Consider the following 21,412-nt stretch of genomic DNA (forward strand, 5'->3'; position numbering starts at 1 on the left):
AGGGATGGAAGCGCTTAAGATAGGGATACTGGGAACCGGAGTGATTGCGGCAACTCTGGCAGATACGATGAACCGGATGCCCGGAGTGGAGCTTTACGGTGCGGCGTCGAGAAGTTTGGAGAAAGCGAAGGATTTTGGAGAGCGGTTTGGCGTTAAACGCACATACGGTTCTTACGAGGAACTTGTAGCAGATCCGGAAATAGAGCTGGTGTATATAGCAACCCCTCATTCGGAGCATTATAAGAATGCGATTCTTTGCCTGGAACATGGAAAACATGTTCTGTGTGAAAAGGCTTTTGCGGTGAACGCAGCCCAGGCAAAGGAGATGATTGCTCTGGCGGAAGAAAAGAAACTGCTTATTACAGAGGCGATGTGGGTCCGTTACATGCCGATGGCAAAGACCTTAAGAGATGTGCTCGATTCCGGCGTGATAGGGGAGCCAATGACACTGACGGCCAGTCTGTGTTACCTGATCGATAAGATTCAGAGACTGGTAGATCCAAATCTGGCAGGGGGAGCGCTTCTCGACGTTGGTGTTTATACCATCGCATTTGCATCCTTAGTATTTGGTGATGAGATTACTTCCATCAATTCCGCTGTCATCAAGACTGAGTCCGGGGTAGATTCCCAGAACAGTATGACTTTCTGCTATCCGGGCGGGAAGATGGCGGTATTAAACAGCTCGATCCATGTCCTTTCAGACAGAAGAGGGATTATTTATGGTACAAAAGGATACATAGAAGTTGAAAATATAAATAATTTCGAATCCATTAAGGTATTCGATGAAAAACGCAGGTTAAAGGAAACCTATACGAGGCCGGAGCAGATATCGGGATACGAGTACCAGATAGAAGCCAGCCGAAAGGCGATTCGGGAGCAGCGTCTGGAATGTCCTGAGATGCCCCACCATGTCACCATTCGTATGATGGAGACCATGGATGCTTTGAGAGAACAGTGGGGAATCCGGTATCCGTTTGAGTAATGGGTAAGATAGCCAAGAGTGTATTTTTGTGGTATACTATGGCATGGGAACATCTAAAACAAGTAGCATAAAACCACGTATCTATAGGGCAGGGACTGCCCGAATAAACGCCTGCGGAGATTGTCGGTTACGAGGTCGCAGAAGCAGGAAGCTCATTGGTGTTTAACAATGGGCTGTTCACAGAGGCAGAAGGCATGTTTACAAGAAAAGATTTAATGAAATTACTGGCTCCGCTGATCGTGGAGCAGATACTGGCCGTACTGGTCGGAATGGTCGATGTCATGATGGTGGCTGCAGTCGGTGAGGCAGCGGTGTCGGGGGTATCCCTGGTAGATTCCATCAGTGTTCTGATTATTCAGATTCTGGCGGCGCTTGCCACTGGGGGAGCGGTGGTGTCGGCTCAGTATCTGGGGAAAAAACAATCGGAAAATGCCTGCCGGGCGGCGGGCCAGCTGGTTGGAGTTACAACAATACTGTCTCTGATCGTGACAATGGCGGCTTTAATTGGAAATCGCCATCTCCTGGGGGTTGTGTTTGGAAAAGTGGAAACAGCGGTAATGAATGACGCGGTGATTTACTTTGGAATTACGGCTCTTTCTTATCCCTTTATTGCCGTCTATAATTCCTGCGCAGCGTTGTTCCGTTCGATGGGGAATTCCAGGATATCCATGGTAATATCCATTGTCATGAATACAATCAATGTGGTAGGAAATGCGGTCTGTATCTTCGGACTTCATATGGGCGTCGCCGGTGTGGCATATCCAACGCTGGCAGGCAGAATGGTGGCGGCTGTGCTGATGGTGTATCTCATTCAGAAGCCGGATAATATAATCAGGATTAACCGGCTGAGTGAACTGCGGCCAAACTTTCATATGATCAGGAATATATTATCGATCGGTATTCCAAACGGTCTTGAGAGCGGAATGTTTCAGTTTGGAAAGATCGCTCTTCAGAGTCTCGTTTCGTCACTGGGGACCGCTGCCATTGCCAGCTACGCGGTAGCGTCAAATCTGGTTACCCTTTTATATTTGCCTGGAAATGCAATTGGTCTGGGGCTGATCACGATTGTGGGCCAGTGCGTAGGTGCCGGCGAGACGGGGCAGGCTAAGCAGTATACACGTCAGCTGACCGGTATCAATTATGCCATACTCATTGTTTTGTGTACCGTGATGATTGTGTTTGGCGGTCCGCTGGTGGGAATATACCGGCTGTCGTCTGAGGCATCTGCGATATCGAGGCAGATGATTACAGCTCATAGTATCGCCATGGTTGTCTGGCCCCTTGCGTTTACCATACCGTATACACTCAGGGCCTCTCTCGATGCAAAATTTACGATGGCCGTTTCAGTATTTTCCATGTGGGTGTTCCGTATTGCGTTCGCGTATCTCTTCGTGCGGATATTCCATTTGGGTGTAATGGGTGTATGGTATGGAATGTTTATTGACTGGATATTCCGGGCCGCAGTCTTTTCACTCCGGTTCCACGGACTCGAAAAACGGGCGGTTTCTGTCTCCTGAGAAAGAAATCGTATGATTAAAATATGTGAAAGATAAATGCTGTAAATAAGTAGCCAACAAATAAGTAGCCAACAAATAAGTAATCAACAAATAAGTAGCCAACAAATAAGTAATCAACAAATAAGTAGCCAACAAATAAGTACCCAATAAAACAGGATTGAAACCAAAACACAGGACATTTAAGAAATATATGTCATGCGTTCTGATTCCAATCCTGTTTTTTATCAAAAACAATTCAACCCATTCAGCCGTTCAGCAGTCTACGGCTCATTCATTTTTCCATCGGAGTCCACGTAATAGCTGTCGATTACCTGATTGACAGCCATGAGTCCCAAGGTTCCGTCGGATTCTGGATTAAAGTAGTACCACTCCCCGCCGATCTTATTCCAGCCGGTGACCAGGATTCCGGAGGGGTTAGTGTAAAACCAGCCTTTATAGTCAGGATCATAGATCCAGCCTGTCATCATGGCCCCCTCATGATTCCCTTTCTCCGGATTGAAGCGATACCAGTGGTTATTTATATAATTCCAACCGGTAACCAGATAGCCATCGGCACCAAAATAGTAGGAGTATCCTTGATATTCGGCCCAGGTGGAAGTAAAATAGTCAGGGTTCCCCTTATTGGCAAACCACCATCCATGATCGTCTTTTTCCCAGGTCCCGTTTAAAAAACGAGATTCGTCAGGGGTATGAGCAAAGCTTGTGATCGCTCCGGACCCCACGCTAAAGAACAGGGAGCAGACCGCAAGCACGGCAATACTTTTGATCTTTATACTTTTGGTCCTTATACTTTTGATTTTTATATTTTTAATCTTTATATAATGAGAATATAATTTCATTCTTTTCCTCTCCTTTTCTGTAAGACAACAGGTTTTTCATTAACTGTTAAGTAAATTATAAAGGATAGGAATTCAAAAAACAACAAGGCGGAAAAAAACGTAAGATTAATGTAAGAGCAGATATAAGAGTAAATATAAGAGTAAATATAAGAGTAAATATAAGAGTAAATATAAGAGCAGACAAAAAGCCGATAAAAAAACAGATAAAAGCAAACATATAAAAAAATTCTTGACATCACATAAAACATCTGTTATAGTACATATAGAACAATTAAAACAAATGCTTTGTATCTCCGGATAGGATGAGAAGGAGGATATTATGAACATTAATAAATTTACACAGAAGTCACTTGAGGCGGTGCAGAAATGCGAGAAGCTGGCCTATGAATACGGGAACCAGCAGATTGAGCAGGAGCATTTGCTGTACAGCCTTCTAACCGTGGAAGACAGCCTGATTTTAAAGCTCATCACAAAGATGAACGTTCAGAAGGAACAATTTTTAAATGAGGCTGCCCAGGCTATAGAAAAGCTGCCGAAGGTGAGCGGAGGCCAGCTCTATATCAGCAATGATTTAAACAAGGTATTGATCAGCGCCGAGGATGAGGCGAAAGCCATGGGAGACGAGTACGTTTCCGTGGAACATCTGTTTCTTGCCATGCTGAAGCAGCCTTCCAGAATGGTAAAGGAGCTGTTCCGTTCCTATGGAATTACGCGAGAGAATTTCCTTCAGGCATTGTCAACGGTCCGCGGTAATCAGCGGGTTGTGAGTGACAACCCGGAGGCGACGTACGATACACTGGAGAAGTATGGTTATGATATGGTGGAGCGTGCGAGAGACCAGAAGCTGGACCCGGTTATCGGCCGTGACAGTGAGATTCGTAACGTAGTAAGAATTCTTTCCAGAAAGACGAAGAATAATCCGGTTTTAATCGGGGAACCCGGTGTTGGTAAAACCGCAGTTGTTGAAGGTCTGGCACAGCGTATTGTGCGCGGTGATGTGCCTGAGGGCTTAAAAGATAAGAAGCTGTTTGCCCTGGATATGGGCGCTCTCCTGGCGGGGGCCAAGTACCGCGGAGAATTTGAGGAAAGGCTGAAAGCCGTTCTGGACGAGGTGAAGAAGAGTGACGGACAGATCATTCTGTTTATTGATGAGCTTCACACGATTGTAGGCGCAGGCAAGACCGAAGGATCCATGGATGCCGGCAATATGTTAAAACCGATGCTGGCCAGGGGCGAGCTTCATTGTATCGGCGCTACGACGTTGGATGAATACCGCCAGTACATCGAAAAGGACCAGGCGCTGGAGCGCCGTTTCCAGCCGGTTATGGTGGCGGAACCGACCGTGGAGGACACCATTTCAATCCTTCGTGGATTGAAGGAGCGGTACGAGGTATACCACGGCGTAAAGATTACAGACTCGGCTCTGGTATCGGCGGCTACCCTTTCGGACCGCTATATCAGCGACAGGTTCCTTCCGGATAAGGCAATCGATCTGGTCGATGAGGCCTGTGCGATGATCAAGACAGAACTTGATTCCATGCCCGCAGAACTGGATGAACTGTCCAGAAAGATTATGCAGATGGAGATTGAGGAAGCGGCTCTTAAGAAAGAGACAGATCATCTGAGTAAGGACCGGCTGGCAGAGCTTCAGAAAGAACTGGCGGAGCTGCACGATGAATTTGCTGTTTCTAAGGCCCAGTGGGAGAATGAGAAATCTTCAGTAGAACACTTATCGACCCTGCGCGAAGAGATAGAGAATTTAAACCGGGAGATTCAGGACGCCAAACAGAAATACGATTTAAACCGTGCGGCCGAACTGCAGTACGGAAGGCTGCCTCAGCTTCAGAAGGAGCTGGAGGAAGAGGAGGCCCGTGTCATGAGCCAGGATTTAAGCCTGGTGCATGAAAATGTGACGGAGGACGAGATTGCAAAGATTGTCTCCAAATGGACCGGCATTCCGGTTGCAAAGCTGACGGAGAGCGAGAGGAATAAGACACTTCATCTCGATGAAGAGCTTCATCAGAGAGTGATTGGTCAGAACGAAGCGGTTGAGAAAGTGACCGAGGCCATTATCCGTTCCAAGGCGGGGATCAAGGATCCCACAAAGCCTATTGGTTCCTTCCTGTTTTTAGGACCTACCGGCGTGGGTAAGACGGAGCTTGCGAAAGCGTTGGCGGAGAGACTGTTTGATGATGAGAATAACATCGTCAGGATCGACATGAGTGAATACATGGAGAAACACTCCGTATCCCGTCTGATCGGGGCGCCGCCAGGATATGTGGGATACGACGAAGGCGGCCAGCTGACAGAGGCCGTCCGCAGAAAACCGTATTCCGTTGTACTGTTTGATGAGGTGGAAAAGGCGCATCCGGATGTATTCAACGTTCTTTTGCAGGTGTTGGATGATGGACGTATTACCGATTCAACCGGTAAAACCGTAGACTTTAAAAATACAATCATTATCATGACCTCCAACATCGGTTCCCAGTACCTTTTAGACGGCATCGATGAGAGGGGCAGTATTACGCCGGAGGCCGAGGCCATGGTTATGAATGACTTAAGAGGCCATTTCCGTCCGGAATTTTTAAACAGGCTGGATGAGATTATTCTGTTTAAGCCTCTTACCAAGGACAATATTGCCGGGATCATCGATCTCATGATCCAGGATTTAAACAGACGGATCGGGGATAAGGAATTGAAGATTGAACTGACCGATGCTGCGAAGAAGTTTGTGGTGGATCGGGGCTACGATCCGATTTACGGAGCACGTCCGCTGAAACGGTATCTCCAGAAGCATGTGGAGACACTGGCCGCCAAGATCATCCTCGGAGACGAGGTGAGAGCCGGCAATACAATTGTGATCGATGTAGCAGAAAACGGAAACCAGCTGATCGCATATCCCGAATAAATTATAGCAGTCCAATACCCCGCAGATTACTGTGGGGTATTGGACTTTCAGTGTGCCCGCCATATGCTCATGCAGGCATGACACTTGGCTCGTTGTTCACAGGAACAAGAAAGAGTCCGGCGAGCCGGACTCTCGCGCCGGAGTGCGGTCGCTTCAGCGGCCATACTTCCTTAGCACGGGGTGATCTCAACCCCGCCATAAAATATCTTTATTCACTGTGCGATAGAACATATCACGAATCTCATGCGCGTCCTGCGTCTGCCCCAGAATCCACATCAGCTTTGTCACCGTGGCCTCCAGCGTCATATCGTATGCCTCCAGGAGACCGAATTCCTTTTTGATGGAACGCCCGACCTCGTAGACAGACATGTTGCTGCCCTCATTGGTTACCTGAGTGGTCATGACGACGGTCTTGCCGAGAGAAATCCATTTCTCGATGGCTTTGTAAAAATCCCCGCTGTCATAGGAGGGAAGTCCGCCTACACCAAAGGACTCGATGATGACGGCGTCATAATGGCCCGCCATGTAATCCAGCACATCGGCGCCCATGGAAGGGATCAGTTTCAGCAGGGCGACATTGGGGTTCAGAGTGCGATAAAACTGAACATGGTCCGTTAAATGCTCTTTTTCATCCAGATAAAAGATGACGTGGCCATCCTGGATCATGGCAATATATGGAAAATTGATGCTGGAAAATGCATTATAGCTCTTAGTTCGTTCCTTTTTTCCACGGGTACCCGCAATTGCTTTTCCATCGAAGACAATGGTGACGCCGCAGGAACGGTCGTCGCTGGCAAAACGAAGGCTGTCACACAAGTTGATTCTGGCATCCGTATTTTCCATATCGATCGGCTTCTGAGCGCCTGTAATGACGATGGGCTTGGGGGAATTCTGAATCAGATAGGAGAGTGCGGCGGCCGTGTAGGCCATGGTATCCGTTCCGTGGCAGATGACAAAGCCGTCGTATTCTTCATAGTGCGCCTCGATGGCCTCCGCCATGGTGAGCCAGTGTTTTGGCTGCATATTGGTGCTGTCTATATTGAGTATCTGAAGGCTGTCCGCCTGGCAGAACTGCTTCGCATCCGGGACGTATGAGAGAAGCTCTTCCGAAGAGATCAGAGGCTTTAAGCCGGATTCACCGCGTTTGCAGGCGATGGTGCCGCCAGTGCCGAGCATTAATATTTTTTTCATGGAATTTCCTCCTGTTATGATGCTGAAAACGATTGTATCACGACTTTTTTCATTCGTATAGGCCTTTTTAAAATTCTCTTCGTAAATTGATGTCAGCAGCACCGTAATCGATTTCTGCACGTTGAAAATACCGGAGATATATGCTAGAATGAATTGCATTGATATAGAACAGGAGAATCGGAAATGGCAAATGTACCTAAAGACCCGGTCATGCTGCTCAGTTTCTTAAATACACAGCTTCGCGACTATTACCCCTCTCTGGAGGAATGCTGTCTGTCGCTGGGCCTTGATAAGGAAGAGATAACCAGTGGACTGGCCTCGATTGACTACTATTATAATGAAGAAAAAAACCAGTTTATTTAGATGGGTGAAAAGCAAACGAAAACGTATGCAAAAGGATGATGCGGGCTTTACCTTAATTGAGACGCTTGCGGTGCTCTCCATCATTGCGATTCTTGCAGCGAATCTCGTTCCCGAGCTGAATGCATTTATCGATGATGCAAAGAAAAAGTCGTATGTGGCGGAGACGTTTATGGTAAAGGCAGCCATGCAGTCGTATGTCATTGACCGGCTTGCTGCCGACGGAATGATCGATGACTTCGAAATGTATAACGAGATATTTTACCCGGAGGTAGGGAGTAAAGAGAACGCTTTATACGATATGCTGAAAGGCAGTGTTACGAAAGGCGGACAGATCCGGGGCATCTTTTATGACCCGGCGACAGGCAAGATAAACGGTATGATCTACGATGTGAAGGATTATCAAATAGAGATTAAGAATGATTCCGAAGTGGAAGTCCGTGACAGAAAATGAAAAAGGGATACCAAAGATGAACAGATGGAAACACATTAGAGAAGACAGAAATGGATTTACGCTGGTAGAAGTGCTTGCAGTTCTGGTCATTATTGCAATCCTGGCAGCGGTTGCTATTCCGACCATGAGTGGGTTTATCAGTGATGCCAGAAAGAAGTCATATACTTCGCAGGCCCGGAATGTCTATGTTGCGGCACAGGCTGCGGCTCTGGAACAGGAAGGCACGAATAATGGAATAGCTGTGGCCTCGATTGTCGAGTATACCAGAGGCGACGGTTCCAAATACATAGCCAGAGTGGAGGCGCTTCTTGGCAATGACGTGGAGAGCGGAAGCAGCTTTAAGATAACGCTGGACGGAAACAAAGTTGAGGAAATAGAGTATACCCCGGAAGATGGGAAGAAGATTACGATCACCGGCGGAAAGGGCGTTACCTATGAAGACTGAAGAGGAGCATATGGGCAGTAGTATTCCCAGGAGGGTCGTCGCAGCTGCGGTGGCCCTTTTTCTGGCGGGTATAACCTGGTATCACTGCGGTGGACTGGGCCTCCGTGCAGTCATGATATGGATGGTATGTCTGATTTTAGCGGCGATCGCATATACGGATTTTAAAACCATGCGTATTCCGAACCGGATGACAGCCGCGCTTCTCATTCCTGCGTTCCTGTCTCTTGTAACGGAGCCAGGAATCACTCTTTTAAGCAGAGCGATGGGAGGGCTGGCTGTCAGCCTGCCCATGTATCTCATGACGCTTGCCGTTCCGGAAAGCTTTGGCGGCGGTGATATCAAACTGATGGCTGTCTGCGGCCTTATACTTGGAGGACCGCGGATCATTGCTGCCGCCTTTCTCGCTGTGGTGTCTGGAGGTTGCTATGCAATCTGGCTGCTGGCGTCACATAAGGCCGGGCGCGGATCGCATTTTGCTTTTGGTCCATTTCTGGCGGCGGGTGTCGTGATTTCCCTTCTGTATGGAGACAAGCTGCTGGCCTGGTATCTGGGGTTTTTAAGAGGATGAGAGGCCGAAAGATTAATGGTAGAGATTCTTGAACGTGGTAAAATGCTGGAACTGCCGAATGAGAGAAAGGGTGATTTTGTGGCGGATTACGAATATACAGCGAAAAGTATTAACGGCAGGCGCACGAGAGGGAAGATTCAGGCTCAGGACTTTGAGCAGGCGTGGACGAAGATCCGGGCCATGGGTCTGTATCCGGTGAAGGTCAAAGAAGAGCGCGGAAAAGTCAGAAGGCGTCCACTGGGCTATGGACTTCTGTCACGATTTATGGGTGAATTGACAGTCATGCTGAATTCCGGAATACCTTTGGCGCAGGCGCTGAACTTAATCAGTGTCAAGGAATCGAGAAAAGATTTAAGGGAGATCTATGGAAAACTCTATCATATGATCCTGCACGGCGTGGATTTTTCTCAGGCGATGGAGATGCAGGATGGTGTATTTCCACCTATTCTCATCGGCATGGTGCGCGCCGGGGAAGCGGGAGGCGGCCTCGCAGAGGCGTCAGGGAAAATGGCAGAGTACTTCGAACGGGAAGATGAGACGAGGAAGAAGATCGGGACCGCCATGGTCTATCCCGCCTTTCTCTTTCTGACCGTTACTGCGGTGGTGCTCCTGCTGTTTACTGCCGTCCTTCCCAGCTTTTTCGAGCTGTTCGAATCCATGGAGCAAATACCGGTTTCCACGCAGATTCTGATGGCAGTAAGCCACGGGCTTCGGAATCATTTTACAGATATCGCCGCGGTCATTATTTCGGCTGCAGTGATTCTGGCCGGAGTATTTACCCGGCCTGGCGCAGTGGTATGGAAGGATAAAATGATGCTTCATATTCCGGGGATCGGGACACTTCTCAGGACGATCATGGCTGGCAGATTTGCAAGGACCTTCAGTTTCCTGTATGGCGGAGGCGTTCCATTTATTAATGCACTGGAACTGACTGCGGATGCGCTGGGCAGCCTCTATATGAAGAAACGGCTCTGTCAGGTAATGGAGGATATGAAAAACGGAATGCTTCTTTCCGACTCACTGTCTCAGATCAGAGAGTTCTGTCCCGAACTAATTCACAGCATTTACATAGGAGAGGAATCCGGTAATTTGGATTCCATGTTGAAACGCACCGCGGAATCCTTTGAAATAAGGTCAGAGACAGCGATAAAGCGGCTATTGTCGCTTCTGGAGCCGACTATGATTATTATCATGGCAGTCATCATTGGTTATTTGATGCTGTCTGTGATGGTTCCCATTTACCAGTATTATCAGAGTATCGGATAAGGCCTTAAACAGGAGGGCACATATGAGATTATCAGTCTATTTAGGGGAAAATGAGATAAGGACTGTGCTTGGAAGGTCAGGGAAAAAGATAGAGATTATGGACTGCCTTAGCATCCGTTTAAAGGAAGGCGCCTTAATCAACGACGTTGTGACAGAAGAGGAAGCTGTAAAGGAGGTACTGAACGGAATCAGGAAGCGGTATGGTAAATACCGCAGGCATGTTTATTTGACTATGGGCGGAAACCAGATTATCACGAAGGTGCTGAGAGCTCCGCGTATGCCTCACAGCCAGATGCTGGAACTGGTGAGACGGGAGATTTCCGATCTGATTCTGCCCTCAGAGAAGGGCAGCTACGTCTATGATTACAGCATCATCAGGAGGAAAAACAGGGATAACAAAGGGTGTACCATCCTCTGTGTGGCGATGAAACGCAGTGTGATTCTTGAGTACCAGAGCCTGTTCTCCGAATGTGGTTTGAAGCTGAAATCGATTGACGTCGCAGTAGATGGTTTGAATAATCTGGTTGATTTCCTGCCGTCTTTCCGGAATAAGACATTTATTATGGCAATCGCGGATGGACGGAATATGATGACATCGCTTTACATCGATGGTGTCTATACGTATACGAACCGTATGCGTCTGGTTGATGAGAGAGGAACTGAGGAGAGTACGGCAGAGATGGCGAAGGTGATCCGGTCCGTTATCCATTTCTGCAAGATGCAGAAAGATGAATTTGAACTGGATTTTGTCTGTCTCTGCGGGCTGGGGAAAGAAGAACTGGACAGCCTCATTCCCCGCATTGTGAAAAATGAGGATATCACCGTGACGGTGCCCGGTGATGAAGCGCTGATTACAGCGAAAGACGGCATCAGCTATGCCATGGGCCAGTATATGTATGTCACCGGCAGTCTGCTGGGAGGCCGTAAGTCTCTGGATCTCATTGGAGCGGCGAAACAGAAGGAAAGGCGCAGGGAAGAGGAACGATCCCGTTTTCTTGGGGCATGTCTTTTACCTGCGGCAATTATCAGTATCTTCCTGGGGATTGCGGCCAATAACGAGATTGCTGTAAAAAGCATGAGGGAAGAGATACATGTTCTTGAAGAACGCATGTCTGAAAAAGGGAGAAAAGAGGCGCTGGCCGAAGAAAAACAGTTGAAAGAGAAACTGATGTCCCTGAGAACCCTGACGGCCGGGCAGGCTGCAGTAAAGAAAGAGGCGGTAAAGACTGCGAAGATGAACAGCGCTGTGCGGAAGTACATCTTTGACGCGGCGGGCGGAAGCCTGGAGCTTTCCGAACCGGAATACATGGATGGCTCGCTGATTTTTAACGGAAATTCACAGAACTATGAGGAAATATCAGCTTATGCGCACAGACTGGAAGAGAGCGGACTGTTCTCGAAGGTAAAGTATTCCGGATTTACCAATGTCAATCCGGTGACAAAGAAAAAGGATGGCTGGTATTATTTTCAACTGGAGTGTGTATTAAAAATGCCGGAATAAGGAGGGAACCATGAGAAAACTGACGCAGAGAGAAAAGGTACTGGTTTATATTGCGGTAGTTCTTCTGCTTTTAACGGGAGTCTACTATCTGGTGAAAATTCCATCCGATATGAAACGGGTAAGGACAGAGGCGGAACTGAAAATTATACAGCTTCAGGAACGCGAGTCCGAGAACGATCTGACCGGAAAATCTGTCCTGGAGCAGGAGATTGGCAGAGAACAGGGCGTGATCGGTGAAAATACGGAGGATTATCTGCCGTACCGCACCAATTCCATGCTGATTCCGGAACTTGCAGAGTATCTGACCTCCTTTGAAATTGTACCCGAGACCATTAAGGTTGAAGATGTTTCGGTTCTGGAAACAAAGGATGCGGCGGAAACAGGATATAACATCCATAAGGCGACTGTCCATGTAGAGGCATCAGGAGCAATGGAAGATTTATACCGGCTGCTTGACTGGGCATACGGCAGAGACTGGATCTCTGTGACTTCATATTCCAGAAACAGCATAGAGGATAAGGCCGATGGAACGGAAGAAATGACGGATAGCAGCGTCAAAGGTGAAACGCTGTCTATGACGGTGACTTGCTTAATGCTGGAGTTGAAAAGCAGTGAGGAAGTGAAAAACAGTGAGGAAGTAAAAAACAGTGGTGAATACAGCGATATGAAAATCATCAGTGAGCCCTGAAAGACAGAAAACTGAAATGAGGTGGTTAAATGGCAGGGCGCAAAAACGGGGAAGAAGGGTACGTACTCGGCTGGGTCGTAGTTATGGTCATGATACTGATGATTCTGGTGACCGGGATTCTGTTTGCCACTTCGGCGTATTATCGGCAGAGTCTTAGGGAGTACAATGACAGGCAGGCGTATTTAACGGCACGTTCCATCGTACAGACTGCGGCTGCAGACTTTACAGGCAACGGTTCCGGAGAGCTGCGGGATGCCATTTTAGATGAAATTTCGGGATTTATGGGTGGCGGGGCAGATGTGGAGCTGGGAGACGAACCGGATGAGGAGTTAGATGCGGAGCTGGGAGACGAACCGGATGAGGAGTTAGATGCAGCGCTGGGAGACGAACCGGATGAGAAGTCAGGCGCGGAACTGGAAGATGAACCAGATGGAGAATTCAGAGCAGAGCCTGGAAACGAATCAAATGGAGCATTTGGCACAGAACCAAAAGCAGAACTAAACGCGCAATCCAACACGGATTCGGCCAATAAATCAGATTCCAAAATCAACACAGAAACAGGCACCACTTCTCCCCAGCCGCCTCTAAAAGACAGCGGCAACGATTCAGACATCATCAACATGATTCCCATCTCCGCCATCAAGTTCCAATTAGATGCCACCATGGGAAGCTGTACGATGACCGGATACTACATGCCGGAAGAGAACTGTCTTATGTTGACCGCTACTGCGAAGAAAGGCAGCAGCACCGAGATCATGACAGTTTATCTCCAGAACGATCCGGAATCGGAGGAAGAGCCATGGATCGTCCTCGGGTATGAACGGGGAGAACCACAGCTTATAAATTAACGGGATGGCATAAGTGGAATAACCGCGAATGGGAGGCAAATCGTGAAATGTGGTAAAACGGCAAGGCGCAGTAATATGGAAAAACACAGTAACATGGCAAGACACAATAATACAGAAAACCCCTGCAAATCAAACGCTGGTTTTACTCTGATCGAGTCTCTGGCGGCATGGACCATTCTATTGATTGCGGTCACGATATTCTTGAAGTGCCTGGGAATGGCACATTCTTCCCTGGGCAGGGGAACCGTGATGAGAAAACAGTATATGGCTGCACTGGAATGCGTGGAACTGGAAAAGGAACCGATCAGAACGAAAGAGACAAAACTCAGATTCAAAATAAACAATCATACAATTTCCATGGATGCAGTGATCATGGAATATGGGGTGTCATGGACCGGTAAGGGAGAGACCTCGCCTGTCACCCTGAAGGTGGTAGGGCCGGTGCCGAAATTCAGGGAGTGAGGTGCAGCGTGAGTGGAAAATGGAATGGCCGTCTGCGCGGTGACCGGGGAATGACGCTGACGGAATTGATCGCGTCCCTGGCAATCGCATTTATTCTCATGAGCTTCCTGATCCGGATGTATACCTACACGGGAAACATGTTTGAAACGAGCGCCTCCGCCGACGACTTAAGGAGAACGACTCAGGTGGTTGTCGATTATCTGGAGGACAGGATTTCCTGTGCGGAGAGTCTGGTGATCAGCAGAGAAGAATTGACCGGTGATGAATACGGCCATGAAATACTGTTTTCAAGGAATGGCCGGATCTACTGCGACGGAGAAGCGATATGCGAAGAGGAATTTTACCGGAAGAGAAAGGTCTTCTGCGAGATTCTGCCTGTATCGTCAGAAGGAAATGCACCAGTTTTAAAGTACCGGATTACGTGGAAGAATCGAACGAATACGGCTTTATATTCCGCAGACTCTGTGGTAAAATTAGTTAATTTAGAGCTGAACGGCAAAGATATAATCCGCCGTGATCTGGAAGGCGGAGCCGGCACAGCCGGAAATACCCTCTATATTTACTACACAGATCCGGGATATTCCAGCAGGCAATGAGTCTGCGTCATGGGAATTGATTGAAAATACAGTTCGAGGTTGGAAGTTTGAGGTTGGAGAAATGAAGGGAATACACATTGGAGAAGTGCTGGTAGAACAGGGCGCCATCACGAAGGAACAACTGAATGAAGGTCTGAAGCAATTGAAAGCGGAGACAAATGACCGGCGTCTGGCCGAAGTCCTGACGGAACTTGGGTATATAACGGACCGGGAGCTTATGGAAGTGCTGGGACGCAGTATGGGACTCGAAGTCATTGATCTGGAGTTCTTTCATATCGATGAGCGTGCAGTGGAGAAAATTCCGAAACAGCTGGCCATAAAATATAATATTATGGCAGTTTCCATGGAAGGAAGCTGTTTAACCGTGGCGACAGCGGATCCTCTGGATTTATATGCGCTGGAGGACATCCGTCTGGTGACCAATATGAGAATCCTGCTGATTCTGGCGGAACGGACGCAGATCCGCCACGCGATCGAGCTGAATTACTCAGGGATTGACGCCAGAGCGGCGGCGAGACTGGCCAGCGAACACGCCGTATTTTCCAGAACCTTTGCGGAAAACCTGATGGTAAGCTCCGATGAGGATCAGGCGCCGATCGTCCGTCTGTTAAACAGCCTGCTTTTGAAGGGCTACAATACAAATGCCAGTGATATTCATATCGAGCCCTACGAAAATGAGACGGTTGTCCGCATGAGGCGCGACGGAATGCTGATTCCATACATGACGCTTTCTCCTGCCATTCATCAGGGCATTGTGGCGCGCACCAAGATTCTGGCGAAGATGGATATTGCCGAGAAAAGGAAATCGCAGGACGGTCACTTCAAAGTCACACTGGATGGCAGGGAGATGAACGTGAGAGTATCCTTCGTACCTACCCTTTACGGCGAAAAGGGTGTGCTTCGGTTCCTGACGACAAATACGCCGATTGACCGCAGCGCCGCATTTGGCATGTCCGGTGATAACTACCGGAAGATGAAACAGCTTCTGCGTATCCCGCACGGGATCATTTACTTTACCGGACCGACCGGAAGCGGTAAGACAACGACATTATATTCGGTTCTTCAGTATTTAAGCAGCCGCCTTGTGAATATTGTTACAATAGAGGATCCGGTGGAACGCAATCTGCCGAAGATTAATCAGATACAGGTCAATGACAGAGCGGGGCTGAACTTCCAGACAGGACTGCGCTCCATTCTTCGTCAGGATCCCGATATCATCATGATCGGAGAGACAAGAGACCCGGAGACTGCTGAGATTTCAGCACGCGCCGCTATCACAGGTCATCTGGTATTTTCCACACTTCATACCAATGATGCCGCATCATCAGTTACGAGGCTGATGGATATGGGAATTCCCGCGTATCTGGCCGCGGCCTCCATAGCCGGAATCGTATCCCAGAGACTTATGAGAAAGGTTTGTCCCTACTGTCAGGAAGAGTATGAGGCGCGTCCCGAAGAACTGAAGATTCTGTACGGAAAGCCTGCGGCTCCTGGTGAACACGTACGTCTGCGCCGGGGAAAGGGCTGTTATCTCTGCAATGAGACAGGATACAAGGGCCGCATTGCCATCCATGAGATTTTAAGCGTGGATGCGGAGATGAAGCGCATGATCTCAGAGGGCAGAAAAGAAGACGAGTTGAAAGCGTACGCAATTCGCAGCCATGGGATGACGACTCTGAAAGAAGAGGCGGTGAAAATGGTTCTGGCTGGAATTACGACATTTGAGGAGATGGAACGTCTGGTCTATACGATTGATATGGATTATTTCGGGGAAGACTGAGGAAGAATAAGGAAGGGGAAAAAGGAGGACTTCATATGGAGACAGCATGGATGGCGGTCACAGCCGTCTGGTCGTGGATCATGGAGCATTTAATTTACATCAATCTGATTTTTTCAATCATAATAGTATTTTTCCAAAGACGTGATCCGAAATCTGTCTGGACCTGGCTGATGGTCCTGTATTTCATACCGATTTTTGGCTTCGTGTTTTACCTCCTTCTGGGGCAGGACATGGGGAAAAGCAAGATGTTCCGCGTCAAGGAAGTGGAGGACCGCGTCTATTTTACCGTGCGCGGCCAGGAGGAGTTTTTAAAGACGCACGATACCAGCCTGGAGTCTCATCTGTCCCGTGACTATGAGGACCTGGTGCTGTACAATTTAGAGACCTCAGGAGCGGTTTTGACCATCGACAATACTGTCCGCATTTTTACGGATGGCGAGGCAAAATATACGGATCTGCGCAATGAACTGAGAAAAGCCGACCGTTTTATCCACCTTCAGTACTATATTATCAAGGACGACGAGCTGTTCGATTCCATCAGCCCGATCCTGGCCGAACGGGCCAGAGCCGGAGTGGAGGTCCGTATTCTCTGTGACGGTATGGGCGGCCGTTTCATGCCGAAGAAGAAATGGGAGGAACTGAAGCAGTGCGGTGTGAAGGTAGGGATTTTCTTTCCGCCCATCCTGGGACGGCTCCAGCTTCGAATGAATTACCGCAACCACCGGAAAATCGTGGTTATTGACAACAAGGTTGGCTACGTGGGCGGATTTAACATCGGGCGCGAGTATATTTCCAGAGACCCCAAGTTCGGCTATTGGAGGGATACGCACTTAAAGCTGACGGGCGGTTCTGTGCTGAGTCTTCAGATTCGTTTCGCGCTGGACTGGAATTACGCGGCAGGAGAAAACCTGTTTAAGGATATGAGGTATTTTGAGACCGGCGCCGATTTATTCCGGCTGGATCAGGTGGATCCAGGTATTCATCCGCTGGGGATTCAGATCATTGCCAGCGGTCCGGACGCTGTCAGCAGGCAGATCCGGGACAATTATATCCGGTTGTTCGCAAAGGCGCGCGACCATATCTATATCCAGACGCCGTATTTTGTTCCGGATGATGCCGTCTTATCCGCGCTTTCTATTGCCGCCAGGTCCGGAGTGGATGTCCGCCTGATGATCCCGTGCAAGCCGGACCATCCGTTTGTATACTGGGCGACCTACTCCTATGTGGGTGATCTTCTGTCAGCGGGAGCCAGGTGCTATACGTATGAGAACGGCTTCCTCCATGCCAAGGGCGTGATGACAGACGGGCGCGTCTGCTCCTATGGCACGGCAAACATGGACATCAGAAGCTTTGAGCTGAATTTTGAGGTCAATGCCGTCATTTACGATGAGGAGACCACGAAAGAACTGGAAAATATCTTTATTGAGGATTTAAAGCTTTGCAAAGAGATAACCAGAGAGGGCTATGCGTCGAGAGACTTGTGGATCCGGGTGAAGGAGCAGTGCAGCAGACTGTTGTCGCCGCTTCTTTAAAACGAAAGCTTTCGTCACAATGGTGAAATGGTGCCGTAGGCGATCTGCTATAATTTTATTATTATTTCTGGTAACCCGTTCATGAATTCTTTCGACAGATCTTTCGTTATCTCATATTCAATCCGGTCATAGATTTTATGGCCGGATTCTTTACTGAGTATGAACAAAATTTTCTTGCTTTCATTTGTTACCATCCTAAGTGATTTTTCCTGGCAGGTTTTCGGAATCATAAATCTTCTGGCATTACTTTTTGGAAAATCATATCCGATAATCCCGATGCTATTTCCAATTGCCATTGTAAGTTGATATTGTTCGGGTCCGATTGTTGTATAGCCAAGTCTTACTGATTTTGCTTTTTTAACAAAGTCAAAAACCTGTTCAAATGTACGTTCTTTTCTGTAAAATGTGGATAATCCATACAAAAGGTTAATATCCTTTGACACATCCTGATAATTTTTACAATTTTTGTACGTTAAAAAGGCATCTTCAGAGGCTGTTTCGCAGCCCAATAGATGCCAGTAATTATAAAAGTTGAATGTTATTTCACAAAAATCGGGATTATGCCTTTTCCCAGTTGTGAAAACAATCAAATAATCGTTGCTGCATTTTTCGTCGTATGTTTGGATATGCCTTTGTAATATAGCTAAGATTTGCTCTGATATCATGCTTTTCTTTCGTAGATAAGCAAAGAGTCATGGAATGTTCCATAACTCTTTGTCAGGAATAATTCTGGTTTGTTGCGTTGCTTTACCAACATATAGGCCTTTCACCTATCCGGCATTCAGGACAGCCAGGCTTCCTTCATTTACTGATGTCACTGTAAAGTTTTTATCGATGCCAGAAACACCGCTGTACGCTCCTTATACAGGTGTCCATACTAAAATATATGGAAAGAATTTGCATTCTTTGGCAATTACATTGTATCATATGCAGAGCGGATAAACAAGAATACTTTATTTGAAAAGCTTCCATATTTTTTATACCTCATTTTTTGTTCATAAAATTACCGCTTTGGGTACATACTGGTACTTATGAAGACGACAACACTAAACACAACAACATTCAAAAAATTTACAATCAGCAGCACGGCGCTGCAGCTAAAACAGCTCCCGGTCAATTTTTGCAAATGCGGAATTACAGGCTGGTGCCTGGAGGTCCTTTTTACGTCAGCGGAATCGATCATGAGGCACGACTGGAGGCTGATGGGGAGGACGTCCCTTTTGATGTTCCCTATCTACGGATGCGGAGCGCTTCTGGGACCGATCGGCAAATGGATCGACGACTGGCTCAATCCGGGGAAATCACTGAGCGTAAAAAAGTCGGATCTGGCGGTCCGCCACGGTATGCTTTACATGGTCCTGATTTTTGTGGCCGAATACGCCTCAGGAGCGTGGCTTCGGTCACGGGGAATGTGTCCCTGGGACTATACGGGACGGAGTACGAATATCGACGGCCTCATACGGCTCGATTTTGCTCCGCTGTGGTTCGCCACAGGGCTTTTATTTGAGCAAATTACGAAAAAGAAAGGCGGGTAAGTCTTGTAATTACACTCTTCATTTTATATAATAGTAAAAATGGAGGGGAAGACCAATGATACGTTTTATATTTGTAGCAGCAACTGTCATTCTGTTTTTAATTTTAAGTATTCCGCTGATGCTGGTGGAATTTCTGATTGGTAAGAAAAACCGCCGCCTGCGCGATGTGCAGAGTCTGGCCGTGATCCAGTGTGTATTCCGGCTGATCCTCTGGATGGCGGGAGTGAAGATCACGGTAAAGGGAAGAGAGAATGTCCCGACTGACCAGGCGGTACTTTACGTGGGGAACCACCGCAGCTATTTCGATATCCTGGTGGGATATGTGACGGTTCCGTCCCTGACCGGTTTTGTGGCCAAGAAGGAGATGGAGAAGATTCCGCTTCTTTCATCCTGGATGAAGCTGGTCAACTGCCTCTTTCTCGACCGCGTGAATTTAAAGGAAGGTTTAAAGACCATCCTTGCAGGAATTGAACAGGTGAAACGCGGCGTCTCCGTATGGATTTTCCCGGAGGGAACGAGAAATAAGAACGACGACCCGCTGGATATGCTGACGTTCAAAGAGGGAAGCTTAAAGATTGCGGAAAAGAGCGGCTGCTATGTGGTGCCAGTGGCCCTGACAGGGACCGCAGAAGTCTTTGAACAGCATTTTCCGAAGATCAAACCGTCCCATGTGACCATCACCTTTGGAGAGCCGTTCCACACAAAGGAACTTCCTCCGGAAGTGAAGAAGTTCCCGGGGGCTTACACGGAAGAACAGATAAAGGCCATGCTTAGGCTTCAGCTGGCAGAAGGACAGAATTTATGAGTACATTCGATTTACAGGAAATCAGAAAACAACTGGATCAGGTCGACAGGGAGATTGTGACCCTGTTCGAGGAACGCATGCGCCTATGCGGCGACGTGGCGGAATATAAGATTGAAAACGGCAAACCGGTCTACGACGGAGAGCGGGAGAGACAGAAGCTGGACTCCGTGAAGGCCATGACAGACGACAGCTTCCAGAAGCAGGCCGTGGAGGAACTGTTCAGCCAGATGATGACGATCAGCCGCCGGTATCAGTATAAGCTGATGGCGGAACACGGACTGACAGCCAGGATGGATTTCAAGGCCGTGAAGGAGCTTCCTCTGAAGGGAATCCGCGTGGTGTACCAGGGAGTGGAAGGTGCATACAGCCATGAAGCCACACTGCAGTATTTTGGCAGTGATGTGGACGCCTATCACGTGCAGTTCTGGGAAGATGCCATGAAGGAGGTCGAGGCCGGCCGGGCCGATTACGCGGTCCTGCCCATCGAGAATTCCTCGGCGGGGGCGGTCAGCGATAATTACGACCTGCTGATCAAATACCATAATTACATTGTGGCGGAGAATTTCATCCCGGTCAGCCATGCGCTTTTGGGACTTCCGGAGGCGGAGCTTTCGGATATTACCACCGTATTTTCCCATCCCCAGGCGCTGATGCAGTCCTCCCGATACTTAAACTCCCATCGGGACTGGGCGCAGTACAGTGTGGAGAACACCGCGGCGTCTGCAAAGAAGGTCTTGAATGACGGGAAGAAGAATCAGGCGGCGGTGGCCAGCGAGACAGCCGGAAGGCTGTACGGTTTAAAGGTGCTGGAGCCATCCATCAATCATAACAAAAATAATACGACCCGGTTCATCATCCTGTCCAGGGATCCCATATACCGGGAGGATGCGTCGAAGGTGAGCATCAGCTTCGAGCTTCCCCACACGAGCGGTTCCCTGTACAATATGCTGAGCAATTTTATCTATAATCATGTGAACATGCGCATGATCGAATCCAGGCCCATTGCCGGAAGGAACTGGGAATACCGGTTCTTCGTCGATATCGAGGGAAACCTGGGCGATGCGCAGATTCAGAATGCGTTAAAGGGAATTGAAGAAGAAGCGTCTAACATGAGAATTTTAGGCAATTATTAAGG

General features: G+C 48.2%; 21 protein-coding genes. 18 read left to right on the forward strand and 3 right to left on the reverse strand.

Annotated elements, in window-relative coordinates:
* Positions 1–4: 4 nt before the first annotated feature.
* Together H8S80_RS13645 and H8S80_RS13650 are read left to right on the forward strand one after the other, a co-directional pair.
* Positions 5–982, forward strand: coding sequence for a Gfo/Idh/MocA family protein (locus H8S80_RS13645; protein WP_002601693.1), 978 nt, complete (start codon positions 5–7; stop codon positions 980–982).
* 194 nt (positions 983–1,176) lie between these two features.
* On the forward strand, positions 1,177–2,499 hold the full coding sequence (locus H8S80_RS13650; RefSeq protein ID WP_025531104.1) for an MATE family efflux transporter: 1,323 nt from the start codon (positions 1,177–1,179) through the stop codon (positions 2,497–2,499).
* Positions 2,500–2,759: 260 nt separating this feature from the next.
* On the opposite strand, the gene H8S80_RS13655 is transcribed toward H8S80_RS13650, so the two are convergent.
* Positions 2,760–3,338, reverse strand: coding sequence for a hypothetical protein (locus H8S80_RS13655; RefSeq protein ID WP_002601691.1), 579 nt, complete (start codon positions 3,336–3,338; stop codon positions 2,760–2,762).
* Positions 3,339–3,657: 319 nt separating this feature from the next.
* On the opposite strand from H8S80_RS13655, the gene clpB reads away from it, so the two are divergent.
* Positions 3,658–6,246: an ATP-dependent chaperone ClpB gene (gene clpB, locus H8S80_RS13660; RefSeq protein ID WP_002601690.1), complete on the forward strand. Its 2,589-nt coding sequence runs from the start codon at positions 3,658–3,660 to the stop codon at positions 6,244–6,246.
* A 186-nt stretch (positions 6,247–6,432) separates the two neighbouring features.
* Here the strand turns inward: clpB and H8S80_RS13665 are convergent, their stop codons facing one another.
* Entirely contained in the window at positions 6,433–7,437 is a 1,005-nt protein-coding gene (locus H8S80_RS13665) for an asparaginase (RefSeq protein WP_002601689.1), read from the reverse strand.
* 183 nt (positions 7,438–7,620) lie between these two features.
* On the opposite strand from H8S80_RS13665, the gene H8S80_RS13670 reads away from it, so the two are divergent.
* The 12 genes from H8S80_RS13670 (at position 7,621) to cls (ending at position 17,937) form a co-directional block, all read left to right on the forward strand.
* Complete coding sequence (locus H8S80_RS13670; protein ID WP_002601688.1) at positions 7,621–7,800, forward strand: DUF4250 domain-containing protein; 180 nt, start codon at positions 7,621–7,623, stop codon at positions 7,798–7,800.
* A 25-nt stretch (positions 7,801–7,825) separates the two neighbouring features.
* Positions 7,826–8,251: a type II secretion system protein gene (locus tag H8S80_RS13675; protein ID WP_002601687.1), complete on the forward strand. Its 426-nt coding sequence runs from the start codon at positions 7,826–7,828 to the stop codon at positions 8,249–8,251.
* 16 nt (positions 8,252–8,267) lie between these two features.
* Positions 8,268–8,696: a prepilin-type N-terminal cleavage/methylation domain-containing protein gene (locus H8S80_RS13680; protein ID WP_117502083.1), complete on the forward strand. Its 429-nt coding sequence runs from the start codon at positions 8,268–8,270 to the stop codon at positions 8,694–8,696.
* Positions 8,686–9,264, forward strand: coding sequence for a prepilin peptidase (locus tag H8S80_RS13685; protein ID WP_117621039.1), 579 nt, complete (start codon positions 8,686–8,688; stop codon positions 9,262–9,264). Before H8S80_RS13680 ends, H8S80_RS13685 begins: the two co-directional genes overlap by 11 nt.
* Positions 9,265–9,279: 15 nt before the next feature.
* The gene (locus H8S80_RS13690; protein ID WP_002601684.1) at positions 9,280–10,530 is read left to right on the forward strand and encodes a type II secretion system F family protein; all 1,251 of its coding nucleotides are present in this window, start codon (positions 9,280–9,282) and stop codon (positions 10,528–10,530) included.
* A gap of 22 nt (positions 10,531–10,552) precedes the next feature.
* Positions 10,553–12,031 (forward strand): pilus assembly protein PilM, encoded by a 1,479-nt coding sequence (gene pilM, locus H8S80_RS13695; protein WP_117631292.1) that lies wholly within the window; start codon positions 10,553–10,555, stop codon positions 12,029–12,031.
* A 10-nt stretch (positions 12,032–12,041) separates the two neighbouring features.
* Complete coding sequence (locus H8S80_RS13700) at positions 12,042–12,719, forward strand: hypothetical protein (RefSeq protein ID WP_117631294.1); 678 nt, start codon at positions 12,042–12,044, stop codon at positions 12,717–12,719.
* Positions 12,720–12,748: 29 nt separating this feature from the next.
* Entirely contained in the window at positions 12,749–13,567 is an 819-nt protein-coding gene (locus tag H8S80_RS13705) for a hypothetical protein (protein ID WP_118090459.1), read from the forward strand.
* A gap of 42 nt (positions 13,568–13,609) precedes the next feature.
* Positions 13,610–14,029, forward strand: coding sequence for a prepilin-type N-terminal cleavage/methylation domain-containing protein (locus tag H8S80_RS13710; RefSeq protein WP_243010350.1), 420 nt, complete (start codon positions 13,610–13,612; stop codon positions 14,027–14,029).
* An 8-nt stretch (positions 14,030–14,037) separates the two neighbouring features.
* A complete protein-coding gene (locus H8S80_RS13715; RefSeq protein WP_002601678.1) occupies positions 14,038–14,625 on the forward strand; it encodes a PulJ/GspJ family protein in 588 nt (195 codons plus the stop codon).
* A 61-nt stretch (positions 14,626–14,686) separates the two neighbouring features.
* Complete coding sequence (locus tag H8S80_RS13720) at positions 14,687–16,405, forward strand: GspE/PulE family protein (protein ID WP_117631300.1); 1,719 nt, start codon at positions 14,687–14,689, stop codon at positions 16,403–16,405.
* A gap of 35 nt (positions 16,406–16,440) precedes the next feature.
* Entirely contained in the window at positions 16,441–17,937 is a 1,497-nt protein-coding gene (gene cls, locus H8S80_RS13725) for a cardiolipin synthase (RefSeq protein WP_117631302.1), read from the forward strand.
* Positions 17,938–17,984: 47 nt separating this feature from the next.
* Here the strand turns inward: cls and H8S80_RS13730 are convergent, their stop codons facing one another.
* Positions 17,985–18,602, reverse strand: a complete 618-nt coding sequence (locus H8S80_RS13730; RefSeq protein ID WP_025531114.1) for a PBECR4 domain-containing protein — start codon at positions 18,600–18,602, stop codon at positions 17,985–17,987.
* A 366-nt stretch (positions 18,603–18,968) separates the two neighbouring features.
* Here H8S80_RS13730 and H8S80_RS13735 point away from each other — a divergent pair, with 366 nt between their 5' ends.
* From H8S80_RS13735 to pheA, 3 genes are read left to right on the forward strand one after another with little or no spacing between them, the layout of a single operon-like run.
* Positions 18,969–19,472 (forward strand): putative ABC transporter permease, encoded by a 504-nt coding sequence (locus H8S80_RS13735; RefSeq protein WP_025531115.1) that lies wholly within the window; start codon positions 18,969–18,971, stop codon positions 19,470–19,472.
* Between the two features lie 55 nt (positions 19,473–19,527).
* Positions 19,528–20,277: a lysophospholipid acyltransferase family protein gene (locus H8S80_RS13740; RefSeq protein ID WP_002601673.1), complete on the forward strand. Its 750-nt coding sequence runs from the start codon at positions 19,528–19,530 to the stop codon at positions 20,275–20,277.
* Positions 20,274–21,410: a prephenate dehydratase gene (gene pheA, locus H8S80_RS13745; RefSeq protein ID WP_002601672.1), complete on the forward strand. Its 1,137-nt coding sequence runs from the start codon at positions 20,274–20,276 to the stop codon at positions 21,408–21,410. The genes H8S80_RS13740 and pheA overlap by 4 nt, the downstream gene beginning before the upstream one ends.
* The last annotated feature ends 2 nt before the right edge of the window (positions 21,411–21,412 follow it).

The organism is Hungatella sp. L36 (assembly GCF_014288035.1).

Coding starts and splice junctions, on each gene's coding strand:
- H8S80_RS13720 (WP_117631300.1), top strand. CDS start 14,687: ATGAAGGGAATACACATTGGAGAAGTGCTGGTAGAACAGGGCGCCATC.
- H8S80_RS13655 (WP_002601691.1), bottom strand. CDS start 3,338: ATGAAATTATATTCTCATTATATAAAGATTAAAAATATAAAAATCAAA.
- H8S80_RS13690 (WP_002601684.1), top strand. CDS start 9,280: ATGGTAGAGATTCTTGAACGTGGTAAAATGCTGGAACTGCCGAATGAG.
- pheA (WP_002601672.1), top strand. CDS start 20,274: ATGAGTACATTCGATTTACAGGAAATCAGAAAACAACTGGATCAGGTC.
- H8S80_RS13670 (WP_002601688.1), top strand. CDS start 7,621: ATGGCAAATGTACCTAAAGACCCGGTCATGCTGCTCAGTTTCTTAAAT.
- H8S80_RS13700 (WP_117631294.1), top strand. CDS start 12,042: ATGAGAAAACTGACGCAGAGAGAAAAGGTACTGGTTTATATTGCGGTA.
- H8S80_RS13675 (WP_002601687.1), top strand. CDS start 7,826: ATGCAAAAGGATGATGCGGGCTTTACCTTAATTGAGACGCTTGCGGTG.
- H8S80_RS13705 (WP_118090459.1), top strand. CDS start 12,749: ATGGCAGGGCGCAAAAACGGGGAAGAAGGGTACGTACTCGGCTGGGTC.
- H8S80_RS13735 (WP_025531115.1), top strand. CDS start 18,969: ATGAAGACGACAACACTAAACACAACAACATTCAAAAAATTTACAATC.
- H8S80_RS13740 (WP_002601673.1), top strand. CDS start 19,528: ATGATACGTTTTATATTTGTAGCAGCAACTGTCATTCTGTTTTTAATT.
- pilM (WP_117631292.1), top strand. CDS start 10,553: ATGAGATTATCAGTCTATTTAGGGGAAAATGAGATAAGGACTGTGCTT.
- H8S80_RS13645 (WP_002601693.1), top strand. CDS start 5: ATGGAAGCGCTTAAGATAGGGATACTGGGAACCGGAGTGATTGCGGCA.
- clpB (WP_002601690.1), top strand. CDS start 3,658: ATGAACATTAATAAATTTACACAGAAGTCACTTGAGGCGGTGCAGAAA.
- cls (WP_117631302.1), top strand. CDS start 16,441: ATGGAGACAGCATGGATGGCGGTCACAGCCGTCTGGTCGTGGATCATG.
- H8S80_RS13665 (WP_002601689.1), bottom strand. CDS start 7,437: ATGAAAAAAATATTAATGCTCGGCACTGGCGGCACCATCGCCTGCAAA.
- H8S80_RS13680 (WP_117502083.1), top strand. CDS start 8,268: ATGAACAGATGGAAACACATTAGAGAAGACAGAAATGGATTTACGCTG.
- H8S80_RS13730 (WP_025531114.1), bottom strand. CDS start 18,602: ATGATATCAGAGCAAATCTTAGCTATATTACAAAGGCATATCCAAACA.
- H8S80_RS13685 (WP_117621039.1), top strand. CDS start 8,686: ATGAAGACTGAAGAGGAGCATATGGGCAGTAGTATTCCCAGGAGGGTC.
- H8S80_RS13650 (WP_025531104.1), top strand. CDS start 1,177: ATGTTTACAAGAAAAGATTTAATGAAATTACTGGCTCCGCTGATCGTG.